This is a genomic window from Marinospirillum minutulum DSM 6287, assembly GCF_000422325.1.
GTDB lineage: Bacteria > Pseudomonadota > Gammaproteobacteria > Pseudomonadales > Halomonadaceae > Marinospirillum > Marinospirillum minutulum.
Genome location: NZ_AULO01000010.1, coordinates 1 through 14,042, shown reverse-complemented (window position 1 = coordinate 14,042; position 14,042 = coordinate 1). Strand labels below are relative to the sequence as shown.

At 44.3% G+C, this 14,042-nt stretch carries 12 protein-coding genes; 9 read left to right on the top strand and 3 right to left on the bottom strand.

Going from position 1 to position 14,042, the window contains the following annotated elements; genetic code table 11:
• The first annotated feature begins 69 nt into the window (after positions 1-69).
• Positions 70-1,161, top strand: a complete 1,092-nt coding sequence (gene thiO, locus H571_RS0103635; protein ID WP_027848125.1) for a glycine oxidase ThiO — start codon at positions 70-72, stop codon at positions 1,159-1,161.
• On the opposite strand, the gene H571_RS0103630 is transcribed toward thiO, so the two are convergent.
• Complete coding sequence (locus H571_RS0103630) at positions 1,137-1,385, bottom strand: PP0621 family protein (RefSeq protein ID WP_027848124.1); 249 nt, start codon at positions 1,383-1,385, stop codon at positions 1,137-1,139. The genes thiO and H571_RS0103630 overlap by 25 nt on opposite strands.
• Positions 1,386-1,473: 88 nt before the next feature.
• Here H571_RS0103630 and H571_RS0103625 point away from each other — a divergent pair, with 88 nt between their 5' ends.
• On the top strand, positions 1,474-3,123 hold the full coding sequence (locus H571_RS0103625; RefSeq protein ID WP_027848123.1) for an NAD+ synthase: 1,650 nt from the start codon (positions 1,474-1,476) through the stop codon (positions 3,121-3,123).
• Between the two features lie 64 nt (positions 3,124-3,187).
• Here the strand turns inward: H571_RS0103625 and H571_RS0103620 are convergent, their stop codons facing one another.
• On the bottom strand, positions 3,188-3,628 hold the full coding sequence (locus H571_RS0103620) for a YtoQ family protein (RefSeq protein WP_027848122.1): 441 nt from the start codon (positions 3,626-3,628) through the stop codon (positions 3,188-3,190).
• An 86-nt stretch (positions 3,629-3,714) separates the two neighbouring features.
• The gene (locus tag H571_RS14075) at positions 3,715-4,563 is read right to left on the bottom strand and encodes an outer membrane protein assembly factor BamD (RefSeq protein WP_051168127.1); all 849 of its coding nucleotides are present in this window, start codon (positions 4,561-4,563) and stop codon (positions 3,715-3,717) included.
• Positions 4,564-4,682: 119 nt separating this feature from the next.
• On the opposite strand from H571_RS14075, the gene rluD reads away from it, so the two are divergent.
• The 7 genes from rluD (at position 4,683) to pssA (ending at position 13,892) form a co-directional block, all read left to right on the top strand.
• Positions 4,683-5,645, top strand: a complete 963-nt coding sequence (rluD, locus tag H571_RS0103610) for a 23S rRNA pseudouridine(1911/1915/1917) synthase RluD (protein ID WP_027848121.1) — start codon at positions 4,683-4,685, stop codon at positions 5,643-5,645.
• The gene (gene pgeF / locus H571_RS0103605; protein WP_027848120.1) at positions 5,642-6,394 is read left to right on the top strand and encodes a peptidoglycan editing factor PgeF; all 753 of its coding nucleotides are present in this window, start codon (positions 5,642-5,644) and stop codon (positions 6,392-6,394) included. The genes rluD and pgeF overlap by 4 nt, the downstream gene beginning before the upstream one ends.
• Before the next feature lie 73 nt (positions 6,395-6,467).
• Complete coding sequence (clpB, locus tag H571_RS0103600) at positions 6,468-9,044, top strand: ATP-dependent chaperone ClpB (protein WP_027848119.1); 2,577 nt, start codon at positions 6,468-6,470, stop codon at positions 9,042-9,044.
• Positions 9,045-9,436: 392 nt separating this feature from the next.
• A complete protein-coding gene (locus H571_RS0103595) occupies positions 9,437-11,164 on the top strand; it encodes an acetolactate synthase 3 large subunit (protein WP_027848118.1) in 1,728 nt (575 codons plus the stop codon).
• 2 nt (positions 11,165-11,166) lie between these two features.
• Positions 11,167-11,658, top strand: coding sequence for an acetolactate synthase small subunit (gene ilvN, locus H571_RS0103590; protein WP_027848117.1), 492 nt, complete (start codon positions 11,167-11,169; stop codon positions 11,656-11,658).
• A gap of 158 nt (positions 11,659-11,816) precedes the next feature.
• Positions 11,817-12,833, top strand: a complete 1,017-nt coding sequence (gene ilvC, locus H571_RS0103585; RefSeq protein ID WP_027848116.1) for a ketol-acid reductoisomerase — start codon at positions 11,817-11,819, stop codon at positions 12,831-12,833.
• Positions 12,834-12,971: 138 nt separating this feature from the next.
• Complete coding sequence (pssA, locus tag H571_RS14070) at positions 12,972-13,892, top strand: CDP-diacylglycerol--serine O-phosphatidyltransferase (protein ID WP_084482649.1); 921 nt, start codon at positions 12,972-12,974, stop codon at positions 13,890-13,892.
• Positions 13,893-14,042 lie beyond the last annotated feature (150 nt).

Sequence of the window (14,042 nt, the reverse complement as noted above, 5' to 3'; positions counted from 1 at the left end):
TAAGCATGGAGGCTAGGGTAGGTTGAAGTTAAACCGTTAAATTTATGTTGTTTAACCTAGGTAAGCTTGATGAGTGATTTTTTATTAGTGGGAGGCGGTGTTATAGGGATGATGCTAGCTAGAGAGCTAGCTGATGCAGGCGCAGACGTTACCTTGGTAGAGCGTGGGCAGTGTGGAGAAGAGTCTAGCTGGGCAGGCGGTGGCATTGTTTCACCTCTTTACCCTTGGCGCTACCCAGCTTCTATCACTGCCTTAGCTTCTTACGCCCAAGACTTTTACCCTAAATTCACTCAACAGCTATTAGAAGAAACAGGTATCGACCCTGAATTTAGAGAAGATGGTTTGCTCTTGTTGCAGGTTGCAGATGAACAAGCGGCTTTAGCTTGGGCTGCCGAAGAACAACGTCAGCTTGAACAGGTGGATGCGGCTTTTTTATACGATAAAGAACCCGATGTAGCGCCGGGTTTTAGTAGTGCTTTATGGATGCCTAAAGTTGCCAGTGTGCGTACGCCCCGTTTAGCTAAGGCCTTAAGAGCATCTTTAAAGCGCTATAAAAATATTCGCTTGTTAGAAAATACCGAAGTACACGGCATTTATCATGATGAAGGCGAAGTGTTGGGTGTTGAGGGCAAGCAAATGATTTTTTCTGCAAGGCGCACTGTTTTATGTGCAGGCGCTTGGACAGGAAAACTGCTTGAGAAGTTAGATGTAAAAACAGCCATTAAGCCAGTTTGTGGGCAAATGCTAATGTTTAAAGCACCACCTGGGTTAATTAACCGAGTGGTATTAATGAAAGGGCGTTATTTAATTCCACGTAAAGACGGCCGTATTTTAGCTGGCTCAACTATGGAATATGTTGGCTTTGATAAACAAACCACTCAAGATGCCTTGGAATCTTTGCGTGAAACGGCTTTTCAATTACTGCCTAAATTGCGAGATTATGAAATAGAAAAACACTGGGCTGGTTTGCGCCCAGGTAGTCTCGATGGCATTCCGTTAATGGGCGAAGTACCCAACTACAGAAACCTTTACACCAGTGCAGGGCATTTTCGTAATGGCGTGGTTTTAGCACCTGCAGCAGCGCGTGCTATGGGTGACCTATTACTAAAGCGTGAAGCAGAGATTGCTATGGCAGCTTATTCTTTTTCGAATGAAGCTTGATGCTCGGGGCAGCAAAAATAATACTCACCTGCTTTAATGGCACTGCCTTGAGGTAGGTGAACTTTGCACTCTTCACAGCGCACCATCATTTCTGAATCACCTTTAGTTTGGCTGGAATACTTGTCGCCTGGTAGCTGCTGCTTAGCTTGCCAGAATTGCCAAATGCGAAAACCTGCCCAAAACAGCAACACAAAAACGACTAGGCGCACGATTAATAAACTCATTTTTGTTCCTTATTCTTACTGGGTGTTTAATCTATACTTTGATTCTAACAGTTTTTGCATTTTAACCCTCAGCTTTTAGGAGCCTGTCTTGTCTGGCTTACGAATTTACTCTGCCCAAATCAGCTTGCTTGTCGGTGATATTCAAGCAAACACCCAAGCTATTATTCAGTTAGCTAATAGTTTAGCCGTTAATAATCAGGCTGATCTTTTACTGCTTCCTGAACTGACTTTAACGGGTTATCCGCCCGAAGATTTATTACTAAGGCCTGCTTTACAAGGCCGTATAGAAACGGCTTTGCAGCAACTACAAGAAGAAGTGCAGGGTATTAGCTTAATTGTGGGTTATCCACGTGCCAAAAATGGCCAGTTATTTAATGCCGCTGGTGTCTTGCATCAAGGCGAATGGGTGGCTGAATACTTTAAGCAGTTGCTTCCCAATGCGCAGGTTTTTGATGAACAGCGTTATTTTACTGCTGGGCAACAAACAGGTGTGGTAGAAATTAATGGCTGCAAGCTGGGCATCTTAATTTGTGAAGACCTTTGGCAGCCAGAACCAGCCGCTGATGCAGTTGCCGCTGGCGCTGATGTTTTGCTGGTTTTGAATGCGTCACCTTGGCACGAAGGCAAACAGTATGAACGCTTACACCTAGCCCAGCAGCATTGCCAAGCTTTGGCACGCCCCTTGGTGTATTGCAACCTTGTGGGTGGGCAAGATGAATTGTTGTTTGATGGCGCTTCTTTTGCTTTAAACGCGGATGGTGAAGTGATTGCTCAAGCCCAAGCCCTAGAAGAAGATGGTTTGCTAGTGAATTTGCAAGTGAGCCCGCAAGGCTGGGAGGCAAGTTCAACTGCTAGCAATGCCATTAAAAGCTGGCCAGAAGACCTAGCCTATTTATATGGCGCTCTAGTATTAGGTTTAAAAAGCTATGTAAATAACAGTGGTTTTAAAGGCGTGGTTTTGGGTATGTCGGGCGGCTTAGATTCTGCCTTGTCTGTGGCGATTGCCGTGGATGCCTTAGGAGCTGACAGGGTAATGGGTGTAATGATGCCCTACCATTACACTGCTGCAATGAGTATTGCCGATGCTGAAGAAGAAGCAAGGTTGTTGGGTATTGAGTATCAGGTTATTCCTATAGCGCCGATGGTCGAAAGTTTTATGGCTGGCTTGGCTGACACCTTTGCCGGAACCAGTAAAGATACTGCTTATAAAGACGTGACCGAAGAAAACCTACAAGCCCGTTGCCGTGGTGTATTGCTTATGGCCTTGTCGAATAAAAAAGGTTTAATGCTGTTAACCACGGGTAATAAAAGCGAATTGGCGGTGGGTTATTGCACCCTTTACGGTGATATGGCCGGTGGTTTTAATGCCATTAAAGATGTGTATAAAACCAAAGCCTTTGAACTATGCACTTGGCGCAACAGCCAAGGGTATGTGATTCCTCAGCGAGTGATTGACCGCCCACCTTCAGCTGAACTTGCCCCCGACCAAAAAGATGAAGATTCTTTACCGCCCTACCCAGTACTAGACAAACTGCTGCAAGGCTACATAGAAGAAGATTTATCTGCCACAGATTTAATTACCGCAGGCTTTAAGCAAGAGGATGTATTGCGGGTGGTTAAACTGGTGGATATGAATGAATACAAACGCTGCCAAGCTGCCCCAGGTACACGGGTTACGCCTAAAGCTTTTGGTAAAGATAGGCGTTATCCGCTAGTCAACAAATGGCCTGTTTTGTAAGGGTAAACTGAGCTATATAAAAAACAGTAAAGCCTTGGGCAGCAAAAGTACCCAAGGCTTTTAATTAGGCTGTTAGGGTGTAGTTAATAATTGTGACTATTTGCTTAGTAGTGGTTGCCCAAGCCATAGCTGCGGCATCCACCTCTTTGAGTGGGTGAATGATATCTTCGCCATGCAGGGTAATGTAGGGTTTGCCTAAAGCAGCACAGTAGCCAGCATCAAAAGCAGCATTCCACTGTTTGTATTGATCACCAAAACGCACTATGGCTAGGTCGCATTTTTTAATTAAGTTTTTAGTACGAATCGAATTGACCTTGGCTGACTTATGATCACGCCAAAAGTTTTTATCTTCAGCACCTAGCAGGTCACCAGCGGCATCGCTAGCATCGTGGTCGGTTACTGCAGAATAAAACTCAATATCTAGGTTAAGGGCTTTACAGCCACTAATAATTTCTTCACGCCAGTTGGTGTGAATTTCACCCGAGAGATAAACTTTAAATGACATTATTCATCACCTTGTAAGAAGTTTAGGCTCTAGGATAGCAATTAGAGCCTTGATGATAAAACTAGGTCTTTAAAGCTGGGTGTGCTTTAGAAAAGATCAAACGAAAGTATTTGTAATAAGGTTTTGTCTGGCTTATCCGCAGGGTGAAGCTGAACAAAGCCTTTTTTACCTTTTAACTGTGGGTGATTGGGTTGAAGTTCGACTAGAAGTTGGCGTAGTTCGTTGGCCTGCTCGGTATCTTCCAGGTGTAAATAACCTTCTATCATTACCGCTAGTGCATCAGCCACTGCTGGGGTGTCTCGGTAACCTTCAACTACGCCACGTCCACGATTAATAGCAGCTATGGGTGCGCTACGGCGTAAATAGAATTGGCCTATGTAAACTTCTTGTGCCGCTAGCAGGTTTTTTAAATAGCGAAGGCGCTGCTGGGCATCGGGTGCGTAGTCGCTGTCAGGAAAAGTAGTTATTAAACGATTAAAGTCAGCGTAGGCTTCACGTGTTGCGCCTGGGTCTCTTTGTGAAATATCGGTTAATTTCAAACCCTCTAATGAGTGGCGACCAGCAACCCAAGCAGATAAGCCACTTAAATAAAGCACATAGTCAATTTGTGCATGGCCTGAATTTAAACGAATAAAACGACTAGCAGCAGCACGCGCCTGCTCGTGTTGATTGTTTTGGTGGTAGGCATAAATAAGTTCTAGCTGGGCTTGTTCGCCATATTCTCCAAAAGGAAAACGGGACTCTAGCGTTTGTAATCGTTCAATGGCAGTAATAAAACGCTTTTTATCTAAGGCCGTTTGAGCTTCTTGATAAAGCTGTTGTTCTGTTTTTTCATCATCGGCTAGGCGACCCGCACAGCCAGATAGAAGTGCAAGAATTAGGCTAATAACAACCAGCCGAAAAATGTTTGAAAGGTGCAGTGCTTTAAGTGGCATGAGTAGTTTGTCTTTTCTAAATCGGAATCTTTGGGTGATAAACCTTGTTCGAGTGCTAGAATAACGGAAACCCCTCTTGGGTTCGAGAGGTTAAGACTTTAAACCACAGAAAGAATTCCATGACACAAGTAATAAAGCAGCAAGCAGCAGTACCCCTAGAGTCTTCAGGTAAGCGACTTGATCAAGTGGCAGCAGATTTATTTCCTGACTTCTCTCGTGCAAAACTACAAGAGTGGCTTAAGGATGGTAGCTTGTTGTGTAATGGCGAGCAGGGTAAGCCAAAAAATAAAGTGCGTGTTGGTGATATTTTAACCCTAGATGCTGAACAGCAAGAGCAGCTAACAGATATAGCACAAGACCTTGAGTTGGATGTTGTTTACGAAGATGAGCATTTATTATTAGTAAACAAACCAGCCGGTTTAGTTGTTCACCCAGCAGCGGGTCATGCTGATGGTACTTTATTAAACGCTTTGCTGTTTCATTGCCCTTCTTTAAAAGAGTTGCCCCGTGCTGGCATAGTGCACCGCATTGATAAAGACACCTCAGGTTTATTGGTAGTGGCTAAAACCCTTAAAGCACAAAACTCCCTAGTTGAACAATTACAGAGTCACAGTATGGGGCGTGAATATGATGCCGTAACTTTAGGTGTGCTTACTTCAGGTGGAACAGTAGCTACTCAAATAGGTCGCCATCCAAAAGACCGTAAGCGTCAGGCAGTGGTTGTGACAGGTGGTAAAGATTCAGTGACTCATTACCGTGTGGTGCAGCGTTACCGTGCTCATACCCATGTGCGCTGTAATTTAGAAACCGGACGTACTCACCAAATACGTGTACACATGGCACATATTCGTCATCCATTAGTTGGCGACCCTGTTTATGGTGGGCGATTAAAGTTACCCGCTGGTGCAAATGAAGAGTTGAAACTGATGCTACGTAGTTTTCCACGCCAAGCGCTACACGCACGTAGTTTAAAGCTTATTCACCCAGAAACAGGCAAAGAAATGTCTTGGACTTTACCCTTGCCAGATGACTTCGAGCTGTTGCTAACCCTTTTAGAGGAAGATGTGCGGAGTGCCCGATGAAAACACTTGTTCAGCCAGAGCTAAGTTTGCTTTATCCCCATTGGCCTGCACCCAACAATGTGCGGGCTTTTGTAACCACTCGTGAGGTTGGGCCAAGTCAGGGCGCTTATGCAAGCTTTAATCCAGCTGATCATGTCGGTGATAACCCTTTAACGGTGAAGGCTTGCCGAGAGCTTTTACAAAAAGAAACGGGCGGCAAACCACTGAATTGGCTGAACCAAGTGCATACGGCTAAGGTGGCAAAAGAATACTCGCCTAATACTCAAGCGGATGCAGCAGTCGCAACGGGGGGTGATTATGCTTGTGTCGTGCTAACCGCTGACTGTTTGCCGGTGTTTTTTTGTGATGCAGAAGGCACTAAAGTTGCTGTTGCTCATGCGGGTTGGCGTGGGTTAGCAGCGGGTGTGTTAGAAAATACCGTTAAAGCCTTAGACGTTGACCCCAGCCAAATATTAGCTTGGTTAGGCCCTGCTATAGGTGCACGAGTTTTTGAAGTGGGGCCGGAGGTTCGTCAAGCTTTTATGGCCGGTCACCCAGATGCTGCTGCCGCTTTTGTACCCAGCCCTTACCGCTTAAAGCACTATATGGCAGACCTGTATCGTTTAGCTACTCAGCGCCTTCAACAGGCGGGTGTTGAACAGGTGTTTGGTGGTAACTTCTGTACACTTACCGATGAAGAACGTTTTTATTCTTTCCGCCGTGATGGACAGCAAAGCGGACGCATGGCAAGTGTTATCTGGCTAGATTAGACCTCTTGAATTCAGGCAAATTACCCCCCATTAAGTAAGCAATACTGAATTAACGCCTTAAGAGGTTTATTACATGCGTATCGATCGCCTAACTAGCAAAATGCAAAATGCTTTTGCCGATGCACAATCTATGGCTGTGGGTCAAAGCCATAATGAAATTGCACCCGTTCATTTACTTTTAGCCTTGTTAGATCAGCAGGGCAGTCCTTTAACACCGCTTATTAAGCAAGCTGGCTCAGATGCGAGCCGTGTAAGAAGCGAGCTGAAAAAATTACTAGAACAACTAGCCACTATAGGTCAGCACGACGGCAATGTAGGCGTTTCCCAAGCCTTGGGTCGTTTATTGAACCTTGCCGACCGTGATTCTCAACAGCGTGGTGACCAGTACATTTCTAGTGAGCTAGTGCTTTTAGCTGCGCTCGATTTAAAAGATGACACGAGTAAAGCGCTAGAAGCCGCTGGTTTAAATAAAAAGCGCTTAGAGACAGCAGTAGAAAATTTGCGTGGAGGGGAAAAAGTGGACGACCCTAATGCTGAAGAAAAACGCCAAGCGCTAGAAAAATACACCATTGATTTAACCGCGCGGGCATTAGAAGGCAAGCTAGACCCAGTGATAGGTCGTGACGATGAAATACGTCGCACTATTCAAGTTTTACAACGCCGTACAAAAAATAACCCTGTATTAATTGGTGAGCCAGGGGTAGGTAAAACTGCCATAGTAGAAGGTTTGGCACAGCGTATAGTGAATGGTGAAGTGCCCGAAGGCTTAAAAGGTAAGCGTGTTTTATCTTTAGATATGGGTTCTTTAATTGCTGGTGCTAAGTTCCGTGGTGAATTTGAAGAACGTTTAAAAGGTGTGCTTAGTGAGTTAGACAAAGAGCAGGGTCAGGTCATTCTGTTTATAGATGAGTTGCACACTATGGTGGGTGCGGGTAAGGGCGAAGGCTCGATGGATGCTGGCAATATGTTAAAGCCTGCGCTAGCCCGTGGCGAACTACACTGCGTAGGTGCTACTACCCTAGATGAGTACCGTGAATACATTGAAAAGGATGCAGCGCTGGAACGCCGCTTCCAAAAAGTATTAGTGAGTGAGCCAACCGAAGAAGATGCCATTGCTATTTTGCGTGGCTTAAAAGAACGCTATGAAGTTCACCATGGTGTAGAAATTACTGACAGTGCGGTAATTGCAGCCGCTAAACTATCTAACCGCTATATTTCTGATCGTCAGTTACCTGATAAAGCCATTGATTTAATGGACGAAGCGGCTAGTCGTATTCGTATGGAAATTGACTCTAAGCCTGAGGCAATGGATAGGCTAGAAAGGCGCTTGATTCAATTAAAAATTGAGCGTGAAGCCCTGAAAAAAGAAACCGATACAGGTTCAAGAAAACACCTAGAAATTCTGGAAGAAGAAATTGAAGAGCTTAGCCGTGAGTTTGCTGACTTAGAAGAAATTTGGAAATCCGAAAAAGCTAGTCTGCAAGGCGCTCAACAAATTAAGCAGCAGCTAGAACAAGCCAGAATCGATTTAGAAGCTGCTCGCCGCAAGGGTGATTTAGGTCGTATGTCAGAAATTCAGTACGGCATTATTCCAGACCTAGAACGCAGTATGCAGATGGCTGATCAGCTAGAGGGTGTAGAGCATAAGCTGCTGCGTAACCGTGTTACCGATGAAGAGATAGCTGAAGTAGTGGCACGTTGGACGGGTATTCCAGTGAGCAAAATGCTGGAATCTGACCGTGAAAAGCTGCTGAAAATGGAAGATGCACTCCACAAAAGCGTAATAGGCCAAGAAGAAGCCGTGGTCGCGGTGGCGAATGCGGTGCGCCGTTCACGAGCGGGTTTGTCTGACCCTAACCGTCCAAGTGGCTCTTTCTTGTTTTTAGGTCCAACGGGTGTAGGTAAAACTGAGCTATGTAAGTCCTTAGCGCACTACTTATTTGATACAACCGAGGCGATGGTGCGTATTGATATGAGTGAGTTCATGGAAAAACACTCAGTTGCTCGCCTAATTGGTGCGCCCCCTGGTTATGTGGGTTATGAGCAGGGTGGCTATTTAACCGAGGCAGTGCGTCGTCGTCCGTATTCTGTGTTGCTGCTAGATGAAGTAGAAAAAGCCCACCCGGATGTGTTTAATATACTACTGCAAGTGCTAGAAGATGGCCGTTTAACCGATGGCCAAGGGCGTACCGTTAACTTCCGTAATACGGTTATAGTGATGACGTCTAACCTAGGTTCAGACTTGATTCAGCAGATGACAGACGAAAGCTATGACACCATGAAGTCGGCAGTGATGGAAGTAGTCGGCACGCATTTCCGACCTGAAGTGATTAACCGAATAGATGAGGTGGTGGTTTTCCATTCACTTAAGAAAGCGCAAATTCGCCGCATTGCTGATATTCAGTTAGCCAGATTAGCTGAGCGTTTAAGTGAGCGAGAACTCACTTTAGAGCTAGCAGATAATTTTGTTGATGCCTTAGTGGAACAGGGTTATGACCCGGTCTACGGTGCACGTCCACTTAAGCGTGCCGTGCAAAAAATGATAGAGAACCCATTAGCGCAAGAAATTTTGGCGGGCCGTTTTGAACCTGGCCAAACATTAGTAGCAGATTTAGAGGGCGAAAAGACAATTTTTAAAATTAAATCTTAACTTTCAACTAAACAGCTCTTAATTAACGCAAAAAGCAGGCAACCAAGGATGGTTGCTTGACAAAATAGGCGTTTTATAAGAGTCTTTGACCTATCTTGTAGCAGGTGCAGCATATCGAGGTGACCCCTAGGTAAGTGCACATGAATTAGTTGTATAACTAGTTCACCTCCAAGGACTTGCCGGCCTGTTTTATCCTCTGGTCAGGTTAAGCCCCACTACGCATTCATTCAATGCGACAAGAGTGCAGATCCGAAAGCGGATCTCGTTTGCCAAGACACGGCATTGCATCAGCCAATTTAGATGAGTGTTCACTTTAGCATCTAAATTATTGAACCGGAGTTAGTAGTAAAACTAACTCTATGCACTCGAACTTTTTCAAAGGATTCACGAAAGTGGAACTACTCTCAGGCGCAGATATGATCACCCGATTCCTAGCGGATGAAGGGGTTGAGTATATTTATGGTTACCCAGGCGGGGCCGCTTTACACATTTACGATGCGATTCACCGCCAAGACAAGGTTAATCACATTCTCGTTCGTCACGAACAAGCAGCTACGCACATGGCAGATGGCTATGCGCGTGCAACCGGTAAGCCCGGTGTAGTGCTGGTAACTTCAGGTCCAGGCGCTACTAATGCTGTAACCGGTATAGCTACTGCTTTTATGGATTCAATCCCTATGATCGTGCTTTGCGGTCAGGTGGCGAGCCATTTAATAGGCGAAGATGCTTTCCAGGAAACCGATATTATTGGTGTTACCCGTCCTATCGTTAAGCATAGCTTCACCATTGAGCACCCCTCAGATATTCCTATGATTCTGAGAAAGGCTTTTTATATTGCTACTACGGGTCGTCCAGGTCCGGTTGTTGTTGATATTCCAAAAGATATGACAGCACCCACTGAAAAGTATGAGTATGTTTTTCCTAAAAAGGTAAAAATGCGCTCTTATACGCCAGTTGGCCGTGGACATACGGGTCAAATTAAGAAAGCAGTTGAATTAATTCTTAAGGCGAAGCGCCCCATTCTTTATGGTGGTGGTGGTTTGGTTTTAGGTGGTGCTAGTGAGCTATTCACTCAGTTAGCTAAAAAGCTCAACTTTCCTGTTACTACATCGTTAATGGGAATAGGTGCTTATCCGCAAACCGATCGCCAGTCAGTTGGTTGGTTAGGTATGCATGGTAGCTTTGAAGCTAACCAAGCTATGCACCACAGTGATTTGGTGGTGTGTATTGGTGCGCGTTTTGATGACCGTGCAACCAATAACGTATCTAAGTTCTGCCCAACAGCACGTATTGTTCATGTTGATATCGACCCTTCATCTATTGGTAAAACTATTCGTGTCGATGTGCCTATTGTTGGGACAGCAACTAGCGTATTAGAAGAGATGCTAGCACTTTTAGATGAAAGTAAAACCCAGTTAGAGCCAGATGCTTTAGCTGACTGGTGGAAGCAGATAGATGCTTGGGCTGCCAGCCGTGCTGGGCGTATTTATGAGCCTGCAGAGCCAGGCGAAACCATGAAACCGCAGCAGGTAGTTGAAGCAGTTTGGAAAGCAACTCAAGGTAAAGCTTATGTTGTAACCGACGTAGGTCAGCACCAGATGTTTGCCGCGCAATACTACAAGTTCGATAAGCCGAATCATTGGATTACCTCGGGTGGTTTGGGAACGATGGGTTTCGGCTTTCCAGCAGCAATGGGTGTAAAACTTAATAAGCCAGATGAAGAAGTAGTTTTAATTACTGGTGAAGGCAGTTTCCAAATGATGATGCAGGAACTTTCTACCTGTAGTCAGTTTGGTATTCCGGTAAAAATCATCAACCTGAATAACCAGTCCTTAGGTATGGTTCGTCAGTGGCAAGATTTAAATTATCAAGCGCGTCATGCTCAGTCTTATATGCAATCACTACCAGATTTCAAAATGTTGGTTGAGTCCTATGGCCACGTAGCAATGAAGGTAGAAAAAGCAGAAGACTTAGATGCTGCCATTGAAAAAGCCTTTGCTATGAAAGATAAGCTAGTATTTTTAGATGTTTATGTAGATCCACATGAGCATGTTTATCCTATGCAAGTTCCGCAGGGTTCTATGAAAGATATGCTGTTATCTAAAACGGAGAGGACTTGATCATGCGACATATCATCTCTATTTTAATGGAAAATGAAGCAGGTGCTTTGTCACGAGTAGTTGGTTTGTTTTCGCAGCGTAACTTCAATATTGAAACCTTGAACGTAGCGCCTACCGATGACCCTACCTTGTCTCGCTTAACGGTTACTACCGTTGGAGACGAGCGGGTTATTGAGCAAATAACCAAGCAGCTTAATAAGTTAATTGATGTAGTAAAGCTGGTTGATTTAACCGAAGGTCAGCACATTGAGCGTGAACTAATGCTGGTTAAGGTAAAAGCGGTGGGTGCTCAACGTGCAGAAGTAAAGCGGACAACGGAGATTTTCCGTGGCCAAATCATTGATGTAACACCCAGCATTTACACAGTTCAATTGGCGGGTCATGCCAGTAAGCTAGATGCATTTATTCAAGCTTTAGGCAGTAGTACCTTACTAGAAGTTGTTCGTACTGGTGTGTCTGGTGTGGCGCGTGGTGAAAAGGTGTTGAGCCTGTAGCACCCAACCAATAATTGAGTTGGCAGGGTTTTTAATAATTAGTGCATTGTATTTTACGCAGTGTAAGAAATACCTTAATCTATGCCGATTAAAAATTTGATGGCATAAACCATTTAGTGCTAAGCACTATATTTATTTTCAGGAGAAGCAACATGGCAATGACCGTTTATTACGATAAAGATTGTGATCTATCGCTTATTCAAGGCAAAAAAGTTTCTATTATTGGTTACGGTTCACAAGGCCATGCTCACGCATGCAACCTAAAAGATTCAGGTGTCGATGTAACTGTTGGTCTGCGTGCTAATTCTTCTTCACGTGCAAAAGCAGAAGCTCACGGCTTAAAAGTTGCTGATGTTGCTGATGCTGTTGCTAGCGCTGATGTGGTTATGATTCTTACACCCGATGAATTCCAAGGTCAGCTATATAAAGAAGAAATTGAGCCAAACATTAAGCAGGGCGCTACCCTAGCTTTTGCACACGGTTTCTCTATTCACTATAACCAAGTTGAGCCACGTGCCGACCTAGACGTTATTATGATTGCGCCTAAAGCACCAGGTCATACAGTGCGCTCTGAGTTTGTTAAAGGTGGCGGTATCCCAGATTTAATCGCTATTTTCCGTGATGTTTCTGGTAAAGCTAAAGAGTTAGCACTTTCTTATGCTATGGGTGTAGGTGGTGGTCGTTCAGGAATTATTGAAACAACCTTTAAAGATGAAACAGAAACTGACCTGTTTGGTGAGCAAGCTGTTCTTTGTGGTGGTGCAGTAGAGCTAGTTAAAGCGGGTTTTGAAACACTAACTGAAGCGGGCTACGCACCTGAAATGGCTTACTTCGAGTGTCTGCATGAGCTAAAGCTGATTGTTGACCTGATGTACGAAGGCGGCATTGCTAACATGAACTACTCCATCTCTAATAATGCTGAGTATGGTGAGTATGTTACTGGCCCTGAAGTAATCAACGAAGAATCACGTCAAGCCATGCGTAATGCACTTAAGCGTATTCAAAATGGTGAATATGCAAAAATGTTCATTGCGGAAGGTGCGCATAACTATCCTTCTATGACTGCCAACCGTCGTAACAATGCTGAACACCCTATCGAAAAAGTGGGTGCTCAACTGCGTGGTATGATGCCTTGGATTACTGCTAACCAGCTAGTTGATAAAGATAAGAACTAAGTTTAATCATTTCTTATTCTGCGCAGCCTTTCGAGGCTGCGTTTTTGTTTTGTGCTAGCTAAGCTTTAAGAAAGTTGGATTGAAGGTGTAGTATAGCCAGATAATCTACGGGATTTTATAACACTTAGGGTACAAGTTATGTCATTAGAAAAATCGGAAGCAGAAGTAGAGCAACAAGAAGATACGATTGAAAAAGACGCTTCCGAAGCGATTGCTGCTAAAAATACAGAAGAACAGAAAGTTGAGGGTGAGAGTGAGTTTAGTCGCCGAGCGCACCGAATAGTTGATGAGGTGATTGAAGAGGTAGTAGAAGAAGAAGAGGTAAACGGTAAGAAAGAAAAGCATCGTGGCATTTACCTGTTGCCTAACTTATTTACCACGGGTGCTTTGTTTTCAGGCTTTTATGCAATTGTTGCTGGTATGAATCATGACTTCAGTGCGGCAGCTATTGCGATTTTTGTAGCGATGATTCTAGATGGTTTAGATGGTCGTGTAGCACGTATGACAGGAACAGAAAGTGCTTTTGGTGCCGAATATGACAGCCTGGCAGATATGGTGTCTTTTGGTGTGGCTCCTGCATTAGTTGCTTTTAGCTGGATGTTAAAAGACTTGGGTCAAACAGGTTGGATAGTTGCCTTTATATTTGTAGCAGGTACTGCTTTGCGTTTAGCTAGGTTTAATGTACATGTAGGTAGTGCGGATAAAAACTGGTTTACTGGATTGCCTAGCCCAGCAGCGGCAGCAGTAGTCGCTGCACTGGTTTGGGTATTGCATGACATAAGTTTTGCTGCCTTTTGGCCTCAAGTTTTGGTTGCATTTGTTATTGCTGCAGTTGGTTTATTGATGGTAAGTAATGTTCGCTACTATAGTTTTAAGGGTATCGATCTAAAAAACCGAGTGCCCTTTGTGGTGCTTTTGGCAGTAGTGCTATTTTTAGCCATCATTTCAATCGACCCAGCAGTTATGCTTTTGGTCTTATTTGTAGGCTATGCTTTTTCTGGTCCTTTGTACGCAGTGTTTGCTAAGCCGTCCAAAAAGACCAAATTGGATGATTTGTAATATTTTTTCAAAAAGGGCTTGCGTTCTAAAAGTTAGTGCCTATAATACGCCTCTCTTGTCAGGGAGGCCTTGGAAACGGGGTTGAGTTTAGAAGCTGGCAAGGGGTGTAAAGGATTGTTTTTAAACGGTTTCTTTCTAAAAGAATTTAAA